This is a genomic window from Bacillus sp. BD59S (genome assembly GCF_007363175.1).
Taxonomy (GTDB): Bacteria; Bacillota; Bacilli; order Bacillales; family Bacillaceae_G; genus Bacillus_A; species Bacillus_A pacificus.
On record NZ_CP034686.1, the window covers coordinates 2,835,538 to 2,855,000 of the forward strand.

Annotated in this window: 23 protein-coding genes and 2 pseudogenes; 7 read left to right on the plus strand and 18 right to left on the minus strand. The window is 33.6% G+C overall.

The window, feature by feature from the left end; translation table 11 throughout:
* Nucleotides 1-205: 205 nt before the first annotated feature.
* Together EKQ63_RS16685 and EKQ63_RS30305 are read right to left on the minus strand one after the other, a co-directional pair.
* A complete protein-coding gene (locus EKQ63_RS16685; protein ID WP_000798158.1) occupies nt 206-568 on the minus strand; it encodes a Na-translocating system protein MpsC family protein in 363 nt (120 codons plus the stop codon).
* A gap of 372 nt (nt 569-940) precedes the next feature.
* A pseudogene (locus EKQ63_RS30305) lies at nt 941-1,039 on the minus strand (peptidoglycan N-acetylglucosamine deacetylase); the annotation flags it as partial.
* Nucleotides 1,040-1,136: 97 nt separating this feature from the next.
* Between EKQ63_RS30305 and satA the strand changes: the two are divergent.
* Nucleotides 1,137-1,694, plus strand: a complete 558-nt coding sequence (gene satA, locus EKQ63_RS16695) for a streptothricin N-acetyltransferase SatA (RefSeq protein ID WP_087953184.1) — start codon at nt 1,137-1,139, stop codon at nt 1,692-1,694.
* A 97-nt stretch (nt 1,695-1,791) separates the two neighbouring features.
* Here the strand turns inward: satA and menA are convergent, their stop codons facing one another.
* Nucleotides 1,792-2,703 (minus strand): 1,4-dihydroxy-2-naphthoate polyprenyltransferase, encoded by a 912-nt coding sequence (gene menA, locus EKQ63_RS16700; RefSeq protein ID WP_143881774.1) that lies wholly within the window; start codon nt 2,701-2,703, stop codon nt 1,792-1,794.
* A gap of 626 nt (nt 2,704-3,329) precedes the next feature.
* Here menA and EKQ63_RS16705 point away from each other — a divergent pair.
* Nucleotides 3,330-4,235 (plus strand): alpha/beta hydrolase, encoded by a 906-nt coding sequence (locus tag EKQ63_RS16705; RefSeq protein WP_143881291.1) that lies wholly within the window; start codon nt 3,330-3,332, stop codon nt 4,233-4,235.
* Nucleotides 4,236-4,468: 233 nt separating this feature from the next.
* Here the strand turns inward: EKQ63_RS16705 and EKQ63_RS16710 are convergent, their stop codons facing one another.
* Together EKQ63_RS16710 and EKQ63_RS16715 are read right to left on the minus strand one after the other, a co-directional pair.
* A complete protein-coding gene (locus EKQ63_RS16710) occupies nt 4,469-4,651 on the minus strand; it encodes a hypothetical protein (protein ID WP_087953732.1) in 183 nt (60 codons plus the stop codon).
* Between the two features lie 171 nt (nt 4,652-4,822).
* The gene (locus EKQ63_RS16715) at nt 4,823-5,041 is read right to left on the minus strand and encodes a hypothetical protein (protein WP_061402363.1); all 219 of its coding nucleotides are present in this window, start codon (nt 5,039-5,041) and stop codon (nt 4,823-4,825) included.
* Between the two features lie 269 nt (nt 5,042-5,310).
* Between EKQ63_RS16715 and EKQ63_RS16720 the strand changes: the two genes are divergently transcribed.
* Together EKQ63_RS16720 and EKQ63_RS16725 are read left to right on the plus strand one after the other, a co-directional pair.
* A complete protein-coding gene (locus EKQ63_RS16720) occupies nt 5,311-5,448 on the plus strand; it encodes a DUF3956 domain-containing protein (RefSeq protein WP_000376554.1) in 138 nt (45 codons plus the stop codon).
* Nucleotides 5,449-5,738: 290 nt separating this feature from the next.
* Nucleotides 5,739-5,945, plus strand: coding sequence for a hypothetical protein (locus EKQ63_RS16725; protein ID WP_029438876.1), 207 nt, complete (start codon nt 5,739-5,741; stop codon nt 5,943-5,945).
* 1,272 nt (nt 5,946-7,217) lie between these two features.
* On the opposite strand, the pseudogene EKQ63_RS30585 reads toward EKQ63_RS16725, so the two are convergent.
* A pseudogene (locus EKQ63_RS30585) lies at nt 7,218-7,397 on the minus strand (hypothetical protein); the annotation flags it as partial.
* Between the two features lie 98 nt (nt 7,398-7,495).
* Here EKQ63_RS30585 and EKQ63_RS16735 point away from each other — a divergent pair.
* A complete protein-coding gene (locus tag EKQ63_RS16735) occupies nt 7,496-7,702 on the plus strand; it encodes a hypothetical protein (protein ID WP_087953181.1) in 207 nt (68 codons plus the stop codon).
* A 206-nt stretch (nt 7,703-7,908) separates the two neighbouring features.
* Nucleotides 7,909-8,697, plus strand: coding sequence for a GNAT family N-acetyltransferase (locus tag EKQ63_RS16740; RefSeq protein ID WP_143881292.1), 789 nt, complete (start codon nt 7,909-7,911; stop codon nt 8,695-8,697).
* Nucleotides 8,698-9,069: 372 nt separating this feature from the next.
* Here EKQ63_RS16740 and EKQ63_RS16745 read toward each other — a convergent pair whose 3' ends face one another.
* The 12 genes from EKQ63_RS16745 to EKQ63_RS16800 all read right to left on the minus strand — a co-directional run bounded on the left by EKQ63_RS16745 (nt 9,070) and on the right by EKQ63_RS16800 (nt 18,570).
* Nucleotides 9,070-9,345 (minus strand): hypothetical protein, encoded by a 276-nt coding sequence (locus EKQ63_RS16745; protein ID WP_087953179.1) that lies wholly within the window; start codon nt 9,343-9,345, stop codon nt 9,070-9,072.
* Nucleotides 9,346-9,492: 147 nt separating this feature from the next.
* Complete coding sequence (locus EKQ63_RS16750; RefSeq protein WP_087994210.1) at nt 9,493-9,705, minus strand: hypothetical protein; 213 nt, start codon at nt 9,703-9,705, stop codon at nt 9,493-9,495.
* A gap of 160 nt (nt 9,706-9,865) precedes the next feature.
* On the minus strand, nt 9,866-10,750 hold the full coding sequence (locus tag EKQ63_RS16755; protein ID WP_087953177.1) for an alpha/beta fold hydrolase: 885 nt from the start codon (nt 10,748-10,750) through the stop codon (nt 9,866-9,868).
* A gap of 185 nt (nt 10,751-10,935) precedes the next feature.
* Complete coding sequence (locus EKQ63_RS16760; protein ID WP_143881293.1) at nt 10,936-11,931, minus strand: CgeB family protein; 996 nt, start codon at nt 11,929-11,931, stop codon at nt 10,936-10,938.
* A 394-nt stretch (nt 11,932-12,325) separates the two neighbouring features.
* A complete protein-coding gene (locus EKQ63_RS16765) occupies nt 12,326-12,925 on the minus strand; it encodes a DJ-1/PfpI family protein (RefSeq protein ID WP_087932059.1) in 600 nt (199 codons plus the stop codon).
* Nucleotides 12,926-12,980: 55 nt separating this feature from the next.
* A complete protein-coding gene (locus EKQ63_RS16770; RefSeq protein ID WP_142940696.1) occupies nt 12,981-13,964 on the minus strand; it encodes a phosphotransferase in 984 nt (327 codons plus the stop codon).
* A 320-nt stretch (nt 13,965-14,284) separates the two neighbouring features.
* A complete protein-coding gene (locus EKQ63_RS16775) occupies nt 14,285-14,941 on the minus strand; it encodes a uridine kinase family protein (RefSeq protein ID WP_071725944.1) in 657 nt (218 codons plus the stop codon).
* Between the two features lie 312 nt (nt 14,942-15,253).
* Complete coding sequence (gene arsC, locus EKQ63_RS16780; RefSeq protein WP_143881294.1) at nt 15,254-15,658, minus strand: arsenate reductase (thioredoxin); 405 nt, start codon at nt 15,656-15,658, stop codon at nt 15,254-15,256.
* 25 nt (nt 15,659-15,683) lie between these two features.
* The gene (gene arsB / locus EKQ63_RS16785) at nt 15,684-16,724 is read right to left on the minus strand and encodes an ACR3 family arsenite efflux transporter (RefSeq protein ID WP_087953174.1); all 1,041 of its coding nucleotides are present in this window, start codon (nt 16,722-16,724) and stop codon (nt 15,684-15,686) included.
* Between the two features lie 18 nt (nt 16,725-16,742).
* A complete protein-coding gene (locus EKQ63_RS16790) occupies nt 16,743-17,180 on the minus strand; it encodes an ArsI/CadI family heavy metal resistance metalloenzyme (protein WP_001271026.1) in 438 nt (145 codons plus the stop codon).
* 60 nt (nt 17,181-17,240) lie between these two features.
* Nucleotides 17,241-17,546 (minus strand): arsenical resistance operon transcriptional regulator ArsR, encoded by a 306-nt coding sequence (gene arsR / locus EKQ63_RS16795; protein ID WP_074568201.1) that lies wholly within the window; start codon nt 17,544-17,546, stop codon nt 17,241-17,243.
* Nucleotides 17,547-18,060: 514 nt separating this feature from the next.
* The gene (locus tag EKQ63_RS16800) at nt 18,061-18,570 is read right to left on the minus strand and encodes a DinB family protein (protein WP_074568200.1); all 510 of its coding nucleotides are present in this window, start codon (nt 18,568-18,570) and stop codon (nt 18,061-18,063) included.
* 347 nt (nt 18,571-18,917) lie between these two features.
* Between EKQ63_RS16800 and EKQ63_RS16805 the strand changes: the two genes are divergently transcribed.
* The gene (locus EKQ63_RS16805; protein ID WP_087953172.1) at nt 18,918-19,463 is read left to right on the plus strand and encodes a dihydrofolate reductase family protein; all 546 of its coding nucleotides are present in this window, start codon (nt 18,918-18,920) and stop codon (nt 19,461-19,463) included.

Below are 19,463 nucleotides of genomic sequence, written 5' to 3' on the forward strand. Positions count from 1 at the left end.
TTAAAATAAGCATCTATTAATTTTTAAAACAATTATAAGATAAACCATATTAAGCAGTTTGTCAATTTTTTTATCAGTTTTTAAGATTTATTATACGTAAATAACTTCAAATTTTTAATTATTATCATGTTAATAAATGTAACTAAAGTGCAAAACTTTTAGGTTTCTTAATTATCTCCCACTAGCCCTACGGTGGTTTTAATTTTTAAAATTTCTCCTCAAGATTATGAAACAATTTAAAAATCATTACTCGTTCACCTGTACGAGAGCTTATATCCGTATGAAAGCTTTTCACTTTCTCTCCAGTTAATTCGAGTATAATCTCTTTCAAATCATCAATTCCAGATTCAACTAGCTCCGAACGATTTTTCTTTATCGTTAGCATACCGTCTTTCGTTTCGCAAACAGTATATTCAGCCGGTGTTAAAATACCTTGTAAATTTACGATAATCATATCCCGTAATATATCTGTCTTAACGGATATAGACCCGCGTCCTAGGTAGTCCTTTTCCCAGTGCGTAATTGCTTTACTTATCTCTGATTCAATAGAGCCTTTTGAGTTTTTCATTTATGTATCCTCCTTTAATAAAATAAATTTACAATAACAATATAATAATCTGGATTGATTTTATTTTCAATTATTGAGAAAGATTTATTGGGATTGTTGCAAGGTATCCTTTCAAATCATAGTAATTTTTTATATTACAATATAGATTTTTTTTGATCATCCCCAACAAAATACTCTTACTATAAAAGCTCTGTTGCATGCATTTCTAAAAAGGACATTCCGGGTAAAATAAGAAAGCTCTTGTAACGTAATACATAAAAGAAAAAGCCGATTTCTTTATAAAATATTAAATCGACTTTTGTCTTAGTTATTGATTTAATAATAAAAACACTTTTTAAAAGAAATAAGCTTATACTATAGACGTTGATTTTTCTAGAAGTTTAAACGAAAATGGCCCTCATCATTGTATACCCTAAATTCATACCCTTTCTCTTTATAAAATTTAATGATTTCAGGAAGAACTTGTAATGATAGCCTTACTATTAAAAGTCTATTATAATTTTGTCATTGCAATTCATTTGAATTACATAAAAAACCAGAGGAAATTTTATTATTTGGAGGTACTCCGATGAACCTTTTAATTAGAAAGTTAGAAAAAAATGATGTAGACAATTTCCCGGAGATTGATGATAGTTTTATAGTGAATGCTCGGTTAATTCTTTCTCTTTCAAAAGTAAATAGACGCATAGAATATACAGTAGAAGACGTTCCGAGTTATGAAAAAAGTTATTTACAAAATCAAAATGATAATGAAGAACTCGAGTACAATGAATATATTAATAACCCTAATCAAGTAATTTACATAGCACTGTTACATAACCAAATCATTGGATTCATAGTATTGAAAAAGAATTGGAATCACTATGCTTACATAGAAGATATAACGGTGGATAAAAAATATCGTACACTCGGGGTTGGTAAAAGATTAGTTGATCAAGCAAAGAAATGGGCAAAGAAAGACAATATGACGGGTATCATGCTTGAAACGCAAAATAATAATGTCGCAGCGTGTAAATTTTATGAAAAATGTGGATTTGTAATTGGTGGGTTTGATTTTCTTGTTTATAAAGGTTTGGATATGACAAGTGATGAAGTTGCAATGTATTGGTATTTTCATTTCAAATGAAAATGCTCTTAACGTTAAACATAGTCAAAATAAAAACCCCAATCTCTCCATATTAAAATTGAGAAATTGGGGTTAAGTTACTTAACAATATTTTTATTTAAAACCAGTAACTTATTAATAATCCTGCTGATAATAAAAAGCCAAAAATCGTATTTGTCATCGCTGTTGATTTCATTGCGATGCGCATATACCCTGGATCCTTTGCTCCTTTTTGGAAACTTTGAATGGCGGAGATTGGCTTTCTCAAACCTAGGAACATCACTAATGCCCAAGGGCTTATATAACCTATCAATACAATTACCGCGATCCATAAATAAGCAACGAAAAAGGCTACAGCTAGTGTTACTATTGCTTTTTCTCTCCCAAGGAGGATTACTAATGTCTTTCTTCCACCTTTCATATCTTCTTCGATATCTCGGATGTTATTTGACATGTTGATTGCACCGACTAAAATTCCAATTGGAATGGAAATTAATACACTTTCAGTCGTTATCGTATTCGTTTGAATAAAGAAAGCAATAAGTACAAAGCATGTCCCCATCAACAATCCAGAAACTAATTCCCCAAACGGAGTGTACGCAATTGGTAATGGACCACCTGTATATAAATAGCCAACCGCCATTCCAATTAAACCGATGACAACTAACCACCAGCTACTATTCATACAAATATAAACTCCAATAAATGCTGCTACTACATACAATAAAAGCGCAACTGTTAAAACATTTTTTGGTTTCAATCCATGACGGACAATTCCGCCACCAATTCCAACAGAATCAGCTGTATCTAATCCACGTTTGAAATCATAGTACTCATTAAATAAATTCGTTGCGATTTGCAATGCCAAACATGCAACCATCATCGCAATAAATAAAAGCCAATCAATTTTGGCAACATAAAGTGATGCCACTGTTCCTAAAATCACAGGAGAAAACGTCGCCGTTAACGTATGCGGGCGCGTCATCTTCCATATTAATTTAGCGGAACTAATTTCTTTTTCTGTCCCCATAACTCTGTTCAATCTCCCTACATTTAAGTATAAATTACTAGCAGTATCTTTCTATCTGTTTTCTGCCACGCATCCATTATATCAAAAAATGAATTGGTGATAGAACTGTAATGCTCTTGCTTGCACCATAACTTTGCATCAAAATATCGTTTTTTCTAATATGGGGTAGTACCCCATCGCCATCAAGCTAAGAAAAGCAAATACCCCCAAAACGAAAAAATAAGCCGTTGTCTGTCAAAAACACATGGAATTTTCATCCTGGAGATGTTATAAAATTCTTGAGTTGATGAGCATGGGATACCATCAGGAAAATGCGGATATACAACGATAAGCCCCTATTTAAAACGATTTCCTTGTTTTTAACAACGCAAGAGAGTTTTAGTGATCTTAAAGAATCTAATGATACTACATTATCCAAATTAATATGGTATTCTTCTAGTAAATTAATATGCCTCCCTAAAGGTGACTATAGAAAGCTATGGGAAAGGAACAAATAATCATTCCTTATTCCATTAAAGGGGCGGATTAATAGAACAAGAATAAATTATTTCTTCTATCGAAATATAATTCCCAAAAAAAAATAATCCGTTAAATAATTCTCATTGCACAAAAAGAGGTGTGGAAAAATGTCATTAACATCAGTTTTATTAAATGTGATATTTAAAAAGGGTGATGCTAAAAGAGATAAAGGGTTAACTACCCCAGAAAATATAGAAAGGTTTGACAACCTTGATTACTACGGGGATAAAAGTGAAGACCATTTGCTTGACGTGTATTATCCAAAGGATACGGACAAACCCTTGCCAGTAATTATATCGATTCATGGTGGTGGCTGGGTGTACGGGAACAAGGAAGCTTATCAATTTTACTGCATGAATTTAGCCCAGTACGGGTTTACGGTAGTAAACTTCAACTACCGTCTTGCACCAAAATATAAATTTCCAGCGGCTCTGGAAGATGTAAATTCGGTTTTTCATTGGGTGAAGAATAATTCAACAAAGTTTCATATGGACTTAAATAATTTGTTTATTGTAGGTGATTCAGCGGGAGCCCAGATTGCAAGTCAGTATGCAGCAATTATAACTAATTTAAAGTATGCAAAACTGTTTGACTTCAAAATGCCTGATATAAAAGTAAAAGCAATGGGATTAAACCACGGAATGTATGATCCTCTCGATAGAATAAAAAACAAAGAAACGAAAGAATGGTACAGGAGTCTTTTAAATGCTTTGATGAAGGACTACCTTGGAACTGAAATTTATAAATATGAAAAGGAAATGGATTTTCAGTCAAACATTACGTCATCTTTTCCTCAGTCCTTTGTGACTTGTAGTGTTAATGATGGATTGGTTGGGATTCAACCTGTTTTCCTTAGTAAATTAGAATCCGCAGGACTTCATTATATTTACAAGGAATATGGTCATAATGACAAAACTAGCGGTCATGTATTCCACCTTGACTTAAGAAAAGACGAAGCAACAATACTTAACAACGAACAAATAGAATTTTTCCGCCAATACATGGGCAAATGAGTGGATATCTAGTAAGAAAGGAATTGAAACAAGCTGAAAATAGGGATCCGCCACATGCCCATCAACTTAAGAAATTTTAATACCTTTAAATACAAAAAAACGTCATCATTTCTAAACAGGCCAGATTAGAACTGATGACGTTTTTTATTGTATGGATACTAATTTATATTAGTCTTTCTGATGATGTGATGGTATATCATGCTAATTAATAAAATGTTTTTGAGACACTGTACTTATTGAGAATGATGTTTTAATCCTGCTAAAGTAGCTTCGATGAACATCTTCTCTTCTATGTCAACTTGAGCTATCAACTTATCAACTATATGTCTATCTGCGTTAGCTAACAGAATTGCAGATATATTTGCAATACCACTAACATAAGCCGTAGCATCTTTGCTTTCGCCATTCATTTGCATGGAAAATGTAACGTTAGAGTTCACGATTCTTCACCTCTATTTTTGTTCGTTGTGTTCATTCATTTTGTCAGATGTTAAATCAAATTAAAACTGTATCCTTCGAGTTAATAAGTATTCATAAAAACATAATAAAAAAGAGTGCGATTAAGATGTGCACTCTTTCAAAAGATTTTACCAATCTCGATGATCACCATGATCATGATTATGTTCACGATCGTGGTCGCGGTCATGATTACGTCTGCGACGACACTCATCACAATCACAGTCACGTCTACAATGACAATCGTTAAAATCGTTTCTTCTACGTCTACGACCACATCCGCAAAATACTAAATCATCCCAAAAGTTATTACGATCTCGGGAATGCCCAAAATTATTATTCCATCCCATAGATATGATTCCCTCCTCTAAAAATAGAATTCATCTTATTCTATGATTAAAAAGGGAAAACAGCTTGTTTACTAGTCTATGTTTTGTGTTTTAGACTAATAATATTTCAATTTGCGAGTCTATCTTCCCCCTCTATTTTCAATCGTTGTGTTCGTTTGTTTTGTTTAAATGGGCAAATCTATCAATTCTATAAAATCAATTAATCCAACTATTACACATTAATGATTAATTCATATACTATATTAGATTACTAGAAAGGAGGCGTAACCATGGATAGTTGCGTTGTGTTTGTAAATGGACAACCTTTTTTAGTTCTTTCAGTAGCTGGTATTGAAATTGCTAGATTAGAGATTTCTCTTCAAGTTGCATTAGCTCTAAGAGTGCTTGGAATACCAATCTGCGATTAATTACCAGATCAAAAAAAGAGGGCATTAGCTCTCTTTTTTTATTTACCCCTTATCTTTGCTTGACAACGAGCAAGACACCACCAGATCACGGCAGCGCCTGCGATAATTGCTATACACATGTTTGTTCTATCTACATAGTAAAATAAAACACCCATAATGAACACATCATAAGATTAGTAACCCTATTTTCTGTCCGTTGATTATTATGTTTATAAACCTAGATTATGCACATCTATATTCAGTAAGTGCATACCCTATTACATGAATGCTACTTTAGGAGTGATTATATTATGAATCCTTTCCCGATGAGGATTTTTGTAGCTCCAACTTCGACTTGGCAACATTTACTTCACCATCCTTCATATGGTCAATATGGTATGCAACCTGGGCATATCCCCTTTACTCCTACAATTGCGCCTTCTTCTGTAATATATCAATATCATTATATTTTTCCAGCATTGTATTTCCAAGAGTTTCACGGTACATTTAACATCTAATCTAAATAGAAAAACATCTGTTATCTGTACCATTGGTGAGTCAATTCATGTTATACCTAAAACAGTATTTAAATACGTTTAATGTGTAATTTCTATATAACAAAGAAAAAAGCACCCGTTATGGATGCTGGGCGATATGGGTAATAGCGAATATCATAATCTAATTTATAGATTATGAGTTCCCCTCTGAATAAAACTTAATATTTTGTCAATAATATAGATAGGCGATGGCCATAACTCATTTAATGAAGTCCCTAACCTTTCTCCTTTCCCCCTATTGGAGAGCCAGCCGAGCAGTTAGTTTTTGCTAGCTGCTCTTTGTTTGTAAAAAGCACTCAATTAACTGAACGCGCATATAATATTCTGCGTTCCTTTCTTTATAAAATAGTCGTTACAAAATGAATCTCGTCACGAGAGCACTTAATAAAGTGCTCTTTTTTTCCTTTTAAACTAAAACAAAATGAAATTTTTGTTCAGTTTTCTTTCATGCATATTATTTTGATATTTGTTTATAATATAGTTGTAACTTTTTGTTACAACGTATATCTGTATCTAGTTGTACTTCTAAAACCGTACGACAGAGCAGTTACCTACTTTAGCTAGCTGCTTTGTTGTGCAAAATAGCGTTTTTGTCGAAAATGATGCCCTCATTCATTTGGACAAATTCACCAGTATTTTTACCATAAAAATTCATGATATGGTGAATTAGTCGAGTACGTCATTACTTGACAATTACCCTTAGAACCCCCGCAGACAATCGGTTTTTTTTTTTATTAAATAAAGATTTTGTTTTTCATCCACACATCTCTAAAGAGCAGACATACAATATCTTGGGTGTTCTTTTTCAATATTAATTTTAGTCATAGAGCACTTTTAAGAGTGCTCTTTTAATGTATTGCGATGTATCACGTTTTACATACAATAAACATAGAATGAAATGAACAGACAAGACATGGTTTCTATATAATCGTGTACATTTTTGTACGCGATTTTTTTATTAAAATAACGATTTTGTTAAGTTTTGCTCCATTCATTTTTTATACGTCTTTCTGCTAAACACATTTGTCCAGAAAACCCTATATTATTGAACAAGGTTACCGACTCTCAACTTACAATTTTTCACTTTCGGTGATGTAATCCCATGCCCATCAACTTAAGAATTTAGAATTACCCCAAAACGAAAAAATGAGCTTTTTTGTTACAAGTTAGCACAAAATTTCGTTCTGGGGATACTATAAAATTTTGGTTTGATGGTGATGTATGGTGCCCCCTAATAAGCGCCTCTCGTTTTTGTTTTTGTTTTTGTGTTGTGTTATCGTTCATTTCGTTATACATCGAAACTGCTTTTTCTAGTTTCTGCGGATCAATACGTTATTTTACTAATTCCAATCCGATAATATTATTGATTAACTTACCTATGCCAACCATTTCTTCTTGTTTAGTTAGTTTCATTTGTCCAACTCTTCCTTATGGTAATTCTCTTGTAAATCTCTTTATTTAAATGTATAATTGTATAAAAAGTCGTAAAATTTAGAATTGAGGTGAACAGCATGAAAAGTTTTGGTATGTTAGTATGCTCTACTATCTTTTCAGTGCTCCTAGTATATTATAATGTCGATTCCTTTTATAATAAATTTACATCCGGGAATACATATTACTGGGTAAACGGTATCCTAGCTGCTGGATTCCTTATATCCTTAATTATTAACATAAAAGATATCTTCAAGAAAAACTACACAACTTCTGAATCGAATTAAGGAGCCTATTATGGTTCCTTTTACTATTCAAAATAAAAAAGCAGCGAACCCGCTACTTACAATTTGTTAATTTCATTTTTTCTTGAAGATATTTTTTGAAGGGTATGAGATATATCCCAACTAATAAAACTGAAAATTAAGATATTTAAATGTACAATAAAGTACAAAAGATATTGAAGAAATAAATAGAAAAGAGGGAATATTGTATGACTAGTCTAAAAAATGTTCTTGAGCTTGATTTTGCATATCTTGAAACCTTTACTAGCCGAATAGAGAAATCATGGGGTTCTATATTTTGTAATGAAAGTAATCCATATTATTATGATGCGAATCATGCACATGTAAGTGTAGTAAGTTTAAATCCACAAATGGTAGTAGATGAAGTAGTCCATTTCTATAAGACTAAAAATATAGTACCTAGATTTTATATATACAACTTAGATATGCAAGAAAAACTGATTTCTGAATTACAAATAAAGAATTTTGGATTTGAAGAATTAATAAGTCCAGTCCAATTATGGAATAAGAAATTAACTAAAAAAGATAAAAATAAAAAAGTTACTATTGAAAAGGTATCTGAATTAAATTTTGAAGAAGCTTTAGATATTGAATGTAATATAAAAGAGTTTGGAGGAGGCGAAGTTAGAAAAAAAGCTTTTCAAGATGAATTCCAACATCCAGCATTCACTCATTATCTACTTAGATACAATGGAGTAGCATGTTCCATTGCTTGTATTTTTAAACATGAAAAACAGGCCCGAATGGAAAGTGTAGCTACAATTGAAAAGTTTAGAGGTAAAGGGTTAATAGGTGAACTTATTCATTTTATTCAAAGTGAAGTAATGCATAGAGGAATAGATAATCTTTGGGTGATTCCAATTAACGAAAGAGTAGAAAAAGTGTATGAAAAATATGGATTTGAAACAGTAGAAAAAATTAAAACAGGACATGCATTTTTAGAAGGAAAAAGCATTAAAGAAATTCACGAGGGATAGAAAAAATCAGCTTATTTTGTTAAAGGGGTACCACCCCATACCCATCAAGCTAAGATTTTAAGGTACCCCCATAACGGCATTTTTACCTTTTACAGTTATTTATGGGAATTTAGTTCATTTTTTTCGTTTTGGGGAACAATTAATTTCTTAGGTTGATAGCCATGTGGGAGTACCCCTAATACCCCATAAGAAAAAGAAGAGTTTGAATCCTTTAACGTACAGGGCGTTCCATATATCATTGTAAAAGACAATGAAAATAACATTCAAAAATCAATTCTTGAATTCAGCACTCAATCATTAGAAGAGGCTATTTTATAATAATCATTCCCAAAAAAGAAACGAACAAAAATGTTCGTTTCTTTTTTATGGTGTTTAATGCTCAAGAAAACTTATAGCCGCATAAGTATATAGAACGACTAGAGCAAAGGCACATATTCCCATAATTATAATCGCTAGTGCGCTTTTCTCTTGTCTAAACCCTATAATTCCAAGAATAAATGCACTCAACATTGTTACCTTAAGCATTGTAGAAAGGTTGGGAATTGAATATCTACTCAACCAGGTAGAGAAACATACAATTACAGAAAAAGAGAACAAAGTTAGAACAATAGATAATATATTAATGTGCTTCCCATACTTCAGTTGCATTTCGCTACCTCCTTTTCTTTTCATTATTGAATAATAGGTAGGTGACTATATTTTTATTTCATTCTAAATTTTCTTTGAAATCTACAACAAAAAGAAGAGGTTGTCCCAAAAGTCGCTGAATAGTTACCTTTAAGCAACCTCTTTTCTTTATTTTTTACTTTCCTCTAGTTTAGAGATACTTAATTCTTTTTCAGGTAACGTATCAACAAAATCCTTTTGAGATTTTAATAGGTCAGATTGTTTTATCCAAGCCATAAGATCATCTAAAGATTTACGGGATTCTTTTACATCGCCAGTAATATCATTCATGTTCAATTTATTAAATGTAGCTAAAAATTCTTGTTGAATCTTACCTTGCAATGCATTGGCTTGCTTTGTTAATTCTTTATTCTCATCACTTTTTGCCTTTTGAACTTATAACTCGGTTTTATTGCGTCTATTTAAAAGGAACTGGCTATGACAACTACATTAAGTTTTTCAAGAGAAAATCCGTTGCTCACATTCGAACAACGGACTTTCTTTATATGAACCATTTTAAAACATCTGCGGCAATCTCTTCTGGTCTATCCCAATGCATTAAATGCCCTGTATCTTTGTAAAGCTTAGTCGTAATATTAATACGCTTCTTAAATTCTGCTATCTGCAATTCTCTTATTTCTAAATACTTATCGGGAAGGTCGCAATACAATAATAAAATATCGCTTTTAATTTTATGCGATTTCAATGTTTTATACACCGTATATTGAAACTTAATTACACCTCTAGCGGTATCGCCAGTAGCATGCCATTTTATTTTACTATCGTCTTCTCTCATTAAATCATAAACCGCACGTTCTAGTAATGGTGACCACCTGCTGTAAGCCAGTTTTTCTGATTGGATGAATGCTTCTTTACTGTCAAAAATATATTCATCAAAATCTTTTTCGTAATGAGTGATTTCTTCTTCTAATGATCGTGGTGGACACTCTCCTTCTTTCGCATCTTTATATAGCTGCGCAAAATAGTCCGCATTCATTTTGCCATGATGATAACCACCATCTAATAAAACCATTTTATTCACTTTCTCTGGACGTTCGGCTGCATAGTGAAGCGCAACGCTCACGCCCCATGAATGTGCTACTATATGAAATGTTTCTTTTCCTATTTGCTCAAGTAATGCTACTACCCACTTTGTTAAATGAGATGCACCGTAATCTTCATCTTTCCCGAAACTTGGTGTTTTCCCGTGTCCAGGTAGATCAAACGATACAATATGATAGTTATCCTTTAAAAGTTTCGCTATTTCGATAAAACTTAATTTTGTACTTCCTAAACCATGAAAACAAATGATTTGAGGATTACTTTTATCCCCCCATTCACAAACACTTGCTTGGTATTCACCAAATTCTACAAAAAAGTGATTCATTTTTAATCCCCTCTAATGCTCAGATGTAAGCTAGTTTAAATGCGACATTTTTTTCAGAATAAATAAATTCGACAAAATTATCCGAATCCCTTTTTCGTAAATGATATTTATAGAATGCGAGCGGCAACTCTAGTTAAAAGCACCAAATGCTTAACTTCATGTTTACCAATGCTAATAGGGTTAGACTACATCTTCACACCTCTCAAATTAATATAGTTCAACAATTGTATGATTCGTTTATCATATGTGTGATGTTTCAAAGTCCTATCCAGCCCATTTTTTGCTATTTGTTTTCTTTCTTGTACATGTTCCAAATAATACTCCGCTTTTTGTATAAACTCCCGTGCACTATTAAACGTTTCTATTTCAACACCAGGTATGTAATGCTTCGCTACATCTGGTCGTATATCAGTTAATTGAAAAGAACCTACAGCATTAATTTCAAACGTCCTATTATTTACTGAATAGGCTTGGATGTTTGCGGCATTACAATTCAATTCTTTATCATTTGGTGAACGATGTAAATTTATATTAATTTTAGTAGCTACGTAATATTGCAATGCATCTTCATACTTAGCAAGTGGCAGAAGTTGTATTTTATCCTTTAACCTTTCATAATTCTTTAACTTCTCCCAACCAAACCCTACAATTTTTGTGTTTTTTTCTGCTACATACTCTGCAATCGAATCAACAAAGTGAATTCTATTTTCAAACGCTGTGCCTATAAAACTAAGATCATACTTATATGTATCTTCTTTAAGAGAAGGTTTAAACACCTCTTGATTTGCTGCTAAAGGGAGATGAAACACATTGTTACATCCTATCCCCCTATAAAACTTGATACAATTTAAATCTTGCGTAAATATGTAATCATAATACGGAACAAGATGTTGTGTTACATCCGTATAATACGGATCATCTGTCAACCAAAGTCCAGTAGTAAAACCCGCACTCTTTAGTACTGGCATGACACTAATAATTCCCTCATTTAAACCACCGAGTACCAAAATAAAATCCGGTTTCATTTTTAATGCGGTTTCTATCGCTCGTTCCGGGTTTACCATAATTGTATTACTGTTCATCTTTTGTAAACTATTCAAAATTGCTTCTTCGATCATTGGGTAATAAAAAGGAATACCTGATTGAATAAATAAAATTTTCTTAGGCTTATTGTCTTCCATGTCATCCCCCTATTTCTACATAATCAAAAAACACGAAAATTAGCAGTCTTTATTCATTTTCATGGCCTCTTACTTTACATGTATAAGCACCGTTTATGTCCATTATGTTGAAATCCCCTTATTTTAGAAGCTGTCACGAAAGGAATAAAGTGAAACTTTAATCAGCCCTCACCAATCGGACTTTTACGGATAGTTGATCCCCCACCTAATTTCTTTGCTTCCGCTGAATTTTGAGGTAGGGGTCTTATTGCCCGTTAAAGCGGGATAAAATTAGGCTATATTCAGCCCAATTATTAAACATAGAGAATGAATACATAAAAAAAGAGCCTGCTCGTATGAATTGGCTCTTACTCTTTTACAATATCTACAAAAATATGATTAAGCGAATAAAAAATCATTCCCACACAACTCCCCGCCGCTCATATTCCATTCTATATTCAACAGCTGCTGCAATTTTAGAACTTGCGAACTTTTCCGTAATCCAAAGTCCTAAATCAATTCCTGAAGTAACTCCCCTTGCAGTAATAATAGCCCCTTGATCCACAATTCTGTAAGGAAGAAGTTCTGCTCCATATTTATTCATTTCACTCTGCGCCAAATGATGCATTGTTGCCTTTTTATCATTCAATATACCGGATGCAGCTAGTAGCATACCTCCTGTACAAACACCAGCAACAATCGTTCCTTCATTGTGCATCTCTCTAATCATTTTGGTTAAAGTACCAAGCTCTGCTTGCTTTCGTGCCCCGTGCTTTGCTTTATGATTCCAGCCACCACCAGGTACAATTAACAAATCTGGACGATTATCCATTCGTAAAAAATCATGTAATTGAACCGTAACTCCGAACGAGGTAGTAACTTCTTGTTTTGGTTCACTTGAAACGAATTCAACTGTAAACGGAGCCCCTTCTTCTATCGCTCTTTTCAGTACCTCAAACGGTGCGAAAGAAACAAGCTCACCAAAGCCATCAAACAATACAATTTGTATTTTCATTTTTAGAACACCTCATATGGTTTCTTATTTGAATCCCCAATTAGGAGAATACATGTTATGTACAAATTAATAATGAAGATAGTCTTTCTCCCCTCACTCTATAAACTTCCAAATGTTCTTCTAATTTCCTCTTATCACTTATTACACTTAGTGTTTTCTTCACAAAATTCCAATTTAAACTACCGGATAACCATAGTAACGAAGAAAGTCTTTTGTAATCATTTGATGTTACAATATTATCAGCCTTATACCCTTCTAAAAATGCACTAGCAACACTTGAACATACTTCATGCGAATGTATTCCTTCTGTTCGAGAATACCATTTTATTAAAAATGACAATCCTTCAATGCGGTCTACATAGCCAATAGATTCAAAATCTACAATTCCTTTTACCTGTTCACTTGAGTCCCATAAAACATTCAAAGGATTTAAATCTGTCTGTACAATAAACTCTAATTCACTCGTATATGCACACTCTATATGATATGTAGCGAGATCTATATACTCTCGTAATTCTCCACATGTGCTTGCCTTACTTTTTAGCATATGAATAAACTGGGTATACCCATCCAAATGAGATTTCTTTTGAAAAATCGAGCTTTGAAATGCGTAAGAAATATCATGAATCTTTCTTGCTTCCTTTCCGAAGGCTTTTGCGATAGCTTTTGTACAATGCGTAACATGTTCTCCTTCAATCCAATCAGACAATACAAATCGGTATTCTTCATCATTCCAAGTGACAAGTGTAAATGGCTCTCCTTCCCTATTCTTGCTTATCTGCATAAAAGGAATTCCATGTTTGCGTACATAATACGTAAACCGTACTTGCTCTCTCAGTTGTTCGTTTGATAATGCCCCAAAGGCTGGATTGATTGTTCGCTTACTATTTATAAATCTTGCGGAATATCGCTTTCCATTCACCATGATTTTATAGTGTGAATCTGTATGCCAACTATTATTATGTAATTGTTCTTCCAGTGCTAGTGAATGAATTTCTTTAAAATAATTCATTACTACATTTCTTATTATGTGTTTCATCCGATTCTCCCTTTATGTAAAAAATTCGTTTTTGTACTTCCGAATAAAAACCTTTTAAAGTGAGTTTTTTAAGATACACGTAATTTATTCAAATAAAAATCATCCTCTACTGTATAGTAATAATAAAGTTATGTAATTTTGCCACAAAAATTACAGTAGCCTTCTATCTATGTAGATGAAAGAAGGCTACTAAATCTTTTTAAAAATTTAGTTATTTTATAGTGAATGTATTATTGATTAAATAATACATTTATTCAATACAAGTACTCAGTAAGAAAAATTAATCGTTATAATGCAATTAATAAAGTGATGATTTTCATTTAAACTTTATAAAACTCAAATGTATTCTTTTCTAAACATATTGTTTCATCAGAGGTTTTGATAATGATATCAAAACGCTTACTATACGGATGCATAAATACTTCATATTGAATACGGCGTTCTTCATGAGACTGCCTTAAATAATTTATATCGGCTCCCCTTTCAGCTATATCCCGGCTCGATCTTCTCATTAGTTCCGTTTCGCCATTTGTATAAAAATAAATTTTCAAATCAAATAAATCAGGATTAATAAATGCAGCACTCATTCCCTCCACAATTGTTACTTTATTTTTCGAAGAAATTAACTTACTTTTCATGTAATGCGTATCTATCGTATAAAAATCTAGCCCAGCTCTAACCATCTGAATATCTCTTTCTAAAGCTGTCAAATGATGTGCCGCTGGATGACAAGCTGTCATTTTATAACGATGATTTTCATTTTGATATGTATAGTGAATCACTGCATGCTTACGGATATCCGAACTGACAATGTAAGGATCTGTATTAATATAATTTATTTCATTTTGATTTAGTAGGTTTACGAGTCTATTAGCAAACGTTGTTTTTCCAGCTGCACCATGTCCCGAAATACCAATAACAATTTGTTCATCGCTCATCCTTAACCAATTTACAATTTCTTGTAACAACTTATCCATCATTCTCCCCCTTACACTAATATACTACCCTTTATTTTAATATCCAAAAATCCCATTATTTAATTATACATAAAATAAGGAAGATAGCGTGATTATTTATCATACCATCTCTAATTCTAAACAACTATATTATCTTTTAAATGAATTTATTATTTGTGAACACCTACATGATTAAATACATATCTAACTTTATCAATCCAACAGAATACTCTATATTTTTCGGTAATTTATGCGAACCAACATAGTCATGACTATGTACAATAAAGAAAGAGCTAATCCCCTATAAGATAGAAGATTGACTCTTTCCTTTATTTACTCCCCTGTTTCAGCAAATCGCTTTATACGTTCACCAATTTCATCACGAACACGTTGAAATTCAGACCATTCTTTTCCTGCTGGATCATCAAATCCCCAGTGAACACGATGCACATGCGGCGGAGTAGATGGGCATACAGCATCTGCATGACTACAAAGCGTAACGACTAAATCAGCACGATTTAAAATGTTTGCATCAATTATATCTGATGTTTGATTTGTTATGTCGATATTTACTTCGTTCATTGCTTTAATAGCATTTGGATTTACTCCGTGTGCTTCGATTCCTGCAGAATATACATTCCACTTATCTCCTAAATATTGTTTACCCCATGCTTCTGCCATTTGGCTTCGGCATGAATTTCCAGTACATAAGAAATAGATTATTTTTTTGTTTTCCATGTTGTTTTCCGCCTTTGTTTTTAAATTATTCTGGTTGGTCATTAAAATATTTACGCTTAAACCAAAAAGCGACGTTTACAAGTGCAATCATGACAGGTACTTCAACTAAAGGACCGATAACAGCTGCAAATGCTGCGCCCGAATGAATACCAAATACACCAACTGCTACAGCAATCGCTAATTCAAAGTTATTACTACCTGCTGTAAATGCTAATGTTGTAGTTACCGGATAGTTTGCACCAATTTTTCTTCCCATAAAGAAAGAAACAAAAAACATTACGATAAAATAGATTAATAACGGAATCGCTATTCTTACCACATCTAGTGGCACGCTAACAATCATCTCTCCTTTTAAAGAGAACATAACGATGATCGTAAATAGCAATGCGAGTAGTGTAAGTGGACTAATTTTAGGTATAAACACCTTTTCATACCACTGTCTTCCTTTTAACTTAACGAGTACAAAGCGTGTCAACATACCTGCTATAAAAGGAATTCCTAAATAGATACATACTGATTTTGCTACTTCTATCATTGTAATATCGACAATAGCACCTTCAATTCCTAACCATTCTGGAATTACGGTTACAAAAACGTATGCATAAACTGAGAAAAAGAGCATTTGGAATACCGAATTAAAAGCAACTAAACCTGCCGCATATTCTTTATCCCCATCAGCTAGATCGTTCCAAACAATTACCATTGCAATGCAACGTGCTAATCCAATCATAATGAGACCGACCATATATTCTGGTTTATCAGGAAGAAAAATAATTGCTAACACAAACATAAGTACCGGACCAATAATCCAGTTTTGTACTAATGATAAAACTAACACTTTTACATCTTTAAATACTCGGCCCATTTCCTCATAGCGAACTTTCGCTAATGGTGGATACATCATGACAATTAAACCAACAGCAAGCGGAATAGACGTCGTTCCAACTTGTAATGTATTCAGTCCGTCTACTACACTAGGGAACACAAACCCTAAACCAATCCCAACAGCCATCGCTAGAAAGATCCATAGTGTTAAATATCGGTCTAGAAAAGATAAACGTTTCATTTTATTTTCCCTCTCCTATTAACAACAAGAATTTTTAGCTACCTCATTTGAAGTCGTGCAACAAGATGACTCTTCAATTTTGTGAACATCACTATGTGCTTTCGTATAAAAGAATTCCCACTCATTCCCATCAGGGTCTGTTACCCAAAACTTATCTTGTACTGCATAGCAACAAGTCGTATCCATCTCATCACGCGCAAAGAAACCTTCTTTTTCTAATCTTTCTTTATGTAATGTAATTTCTTCAGCTGTATCCACTTGGAAACCAAAATGATTTACCTGGTTTCCATTCACCTCATCTCGTACGTTCAGCGTGAAATTAAGCCCTGGCGTCTCTAATAAAAATTTTGCATAATCCGTTTTCACCTTAACTGGTGAAACACCAAATACCTTTTCATAAAATTCAATAGACTTCTCTAAATTCGTAACGTTTATACCAACGTGAACATATCTCATACCTTATTCCTCCTCTTTATACATCATTAATCAAGTTTTTTTGATGAATAGTGCAAAATTTTAACAGCAGCTACCTTTTCCTGTTTTTCTAAAGATACAGCACAATTCTTCTGATAATAAATTATTTACTTCCGTATCATTTAAATCATAATAACTCCACGTACCTTTTGTTTCTTTTACAATTAAACCTGCGTCTAATAAAATCTTTAAATGATAGGACAACTTAGATTGTGTCATTTCAAAAATCTCTGTTAAATCACATACACACGTCTGGCCTCGCTGACAAAGTTCATACATGATTTCTAGACGTTTCTGATCAGCCAACGCTTTAAACTTTTTCTCATAGAACTGGAAATCTTGTGCCATTGTAGTTCACTTCCCTTCATCAACTTTTTTTGATGTTTATAGTATATACACTGTTTAGTTCTTTATGCAACTAGTTAATCAAGTTTTTTTGATTAATCAAAAAAACTTTCTCGCGTCATAACTTTGCTACAACTAAAAAAGACCATAGCCTTTTCAAAAATGAAAAACTATGGTTCTTTTTACAACTTAATAGTTACAACATTTCCGAGAAATGGAGTCTCTATAACTATTTTTAATTTTAATTTGATCATTATAGAGTAGTGCCCCGTCACCCTCAATCTAAGAAAAACAAATACCCCAAAATGAGAAAAATCGATATAACTCTTGTTTTTGGTGCATATTCATAAAAAGCACGTTACCCTTTCTCATTAACATAAGAGAATAGTAACGTGCTTTTTATTTCAAAAATAGTCTAAATCCTTAAGTTGATGGTTGTGGGGCGGGACCCTAATAAGAACGGTATCTAAGGTTGTATGAGTGGTGTTAGTTCCATTCCAAAGGACTCAGCCGACGATTAACTCAAGTACCGGTTTCGGATAACCCCCATGTGATGAAGCTCGTGTCCTGCAATGCCGTACGCGAGGGCGCGCGCCGTAATGCTTAGGTTGTTGGCTGTGCCCTTACGGGTCCACGCCTCCGCTGGTAGCCCGCGCAGCAATGTAATCGTTGATTGCCGTACGGCCCGGTAGTCTTCGGCCAATTGCGCGGTTGTCCAGCTTCCGAAAGGAGGAATGAACAATTCCTGATCGAAACCGGTCAGCGGCGTCTGGTCTCCTCTTGCGAACCTGAGCAGGCGGTAGGTCATGACGCGTTCCGCGTCTGTAATGTGGCCCACAACTTCTTTCAGTGTCCATTTTCCTTCCGCATACCGATACGCGGCCTGGCTCTCGGTCAACGATGCCAGGAGCTCGGTCATTTGCTTTTCCTGGGCGAGCAAAATGTCAATGATATTACCGTCTGGCACCAAACGGATATATTCGCCGGAGCTCCCAGCGTATTCTTCTTCTGACGGTCTTTGATTCATGCGTAGTCACCTCTTTATGTATATATAGAAAATTATAGCACTCGTCTATGTCTAATCAATTCGCGAAATGATAAAACTTCCCTTCTAATAATTGAGGATAAGAAACTATTTAGTCGGTCGCCACACTATCCTGATTCGTTAGCACAATAAGCAATGCTAATCAATAATGCATAAAAATTAGAAGTTATACAATATTTCAAAGTTATTAATATATATTAGATTATTCCAAAACATACATAAATACATTTTGTCGAAACTATTAAAAAGGGAGAATTTCTCTAGCTCAAGAATTAATAATTGTGTTACCAATATGTAAAAATCTCAATTTAAAACTAAAGGAGAACAAAATGGGACAGATAATTGTATCGATGTACCTCTCACTAGATGGTGTCATGGAGGAACCAGCTTGGACTGCTCCATACTTCAATGAAGAAGTGGCAAAGTTTCAATCCAATTTACTGTTTGAAAGTGAAGCTCTTCTACTAGGGCGAGTAACCTATCAAGGTTTCGCAGCTGCCTGGCCTTCTATGACTGATGAAGAAGGTTTTGCTGATAAAATGAACAGCATGCCTAAATTTGTTGCCTCAACAACTTTGGAAAAAACCGAATGGAATGCAAATCTTATCAAGGGTAATATTGTAGAAGAAATATCGAAACTGAAGGAACAGCCCGGTCAGAACCTTTTAATCTATGGCAGCAGTGATCTTACACAAACATTAATGCAACATGACCTCATTGATGAATATCACTTTATAGTCAATCCCGTTATCGTAGGAAGCGGAAAGCGTCTCTTTAAAGACCAGAGCAATACGAAAGCATTAAAACTTATAGAAACAAGAACGACCAGTTCAGGTGTCGTTATTCTTTCCTATCAGCCGGAGAAAAAAGAATAA

Coding starts and splice junctions, on each gene's coding strand:
- EKQ63_RS16685 (WP_000798158.1), bottom strand. CDS start 568: ATGAAAAACTCAAAAGGCTCTATTGAATCAGAGATAAGTAAAGCAATT.
- satA (WP_087953184.1), top strand. CDS start 1,137: ATGAACCTTTTAATTAGAAAGTTAGAAAAAAATGATGTAGACAATTTC.
- menA (WP_143881774.1), bottom strand. CDS start 2,703: ATGGGGACAGAAAAAGAAATTAGTTCCGCTAAATTAATATGGAAGATG.
- EKQ63_RS16705 (WP_143881291.1), top strand. CDS start 3,330: ATGTCATTAACATCAGTTTTATTAAATGTGATATTTAAAAAGGGTGAT.
- EKQ63_RS16710 (WP_087953732.1), bottom strand. CDS start 4,651: ATGCAAATGAATGGCGAAAGCAAAGATGCTACGGCTTATGTTAGTGGT.
- EKQ63_RS16715 (WP_061402363.1), bottom strand. CDS start 5,041: ATGGGATGGAATAATAATTTTGGGCATTCCCGAGATCGTAATAACTTT.
- EKQ63_RS16720 (WP_000376554.1), top strand. CDS start 5,311: ATGGATAGTTGCGTTGTGTTTGTAAATGGACAACCTTTTTTAGTTCTT.
- EKQ63_RS16725 (WP_029438876.1), top strand. CDS start 5,739: ATGAATCCTTTCCCGATGAGGATTTTTGTAGCTCCAACTTCGACTTGG.
- EKQ63_RS16735 (WP_087953181.1), top strand. CDS start 7,496: ATGAAAAGTTTTGGTATGTTAGTATGCTCTACTATCTTTTCAGTGCTC.
- EKQ63_RS16740 (WP_143881292.1), top strand. CDS start 7,909: ATGACTAGTCTAAAAAATGTTCTTGAGCTTGATTTTGCATATCTTGAA.
- EKQ63_RS16745 (WP_087953179.1), bottom strand. CDS start 9,345: ATGCAACTGAAGTATGGGAAGCACATTAATATATTATCTATTGTTCTA.
- EKQ63_RS16755 (WP_087953177.1), bottom strand. CDS start 10,750: ATGAATCACTTTTTTGTAGAATTTGGTGAATACCAAGCAAGTGTTTGT.
- EKQ63_RS16760 (WP_143881293.1), bottom strand. CDS start 11,931: ATGGAAGACAATAAGCCTAAGAAAATTTTATTTATTCAATCAGGTATT.
- EKQ63_RS16765 (WP_087932059.1), bottom strand. CDS start 12,925: ATGAAAATACAAATTGTATTGTTTGATGGCTTTGGTGAGCTTGTTTCT.
- EKQ63_RS16770 (WP_142940696.1), bottom strand. CDS start 13,964: ATGAAACACATAATAAGAAATGTAGTAATGAATTATTTTAAAGAAATT.
- EKQ63_RS16775 (WP_071725944.1), bottom strand. CDS start 14,941: ATGGATAAGTTGTTACAAGAAATTGTAAATTGGTTAAGGATGAGCGAT.
- arsC (WP_143881294.1), bottom strand. CDS start 15,658: ATGGAAAACAAAAAAATAATCTATTTCTTATGTACTGGAAATTCATGC.
- arsB (WP_087953174.1), bottom strand. CDS start 16,724: ATGAAACGTTTATCTTTTCTAGACCGATATTTAACACTATGGATCTTT.
- EKQ63_RS16790 (WP_001271026.1), bottom strand. CDS start 17,180: ATGAGATATGTTCACGTTGGTATAAACGTTACGAATTTAGAGAAGTCT.
- arsR (WP_074568201.1), bottom strand. CDS start 17,546: ATGGCACAAGATTTCCAGTTCTATGAGAAAAAGTTTAAAGCGTTGGCT.
- EKQ63_RS16800 (WP_074568200.1), bottom strand. CDS start 18,570: ATGAATCAAAGACCGTCAGAAGAAGAATACGCTGGGAGCTCCGGCGAA.
- EKQ63_RS16805 (WP_087953172.1), top strand. CDS start 18,918: ATGGGACAGATAATTGTATCGATGTACCTCTCACTAGATGGTGTCATG.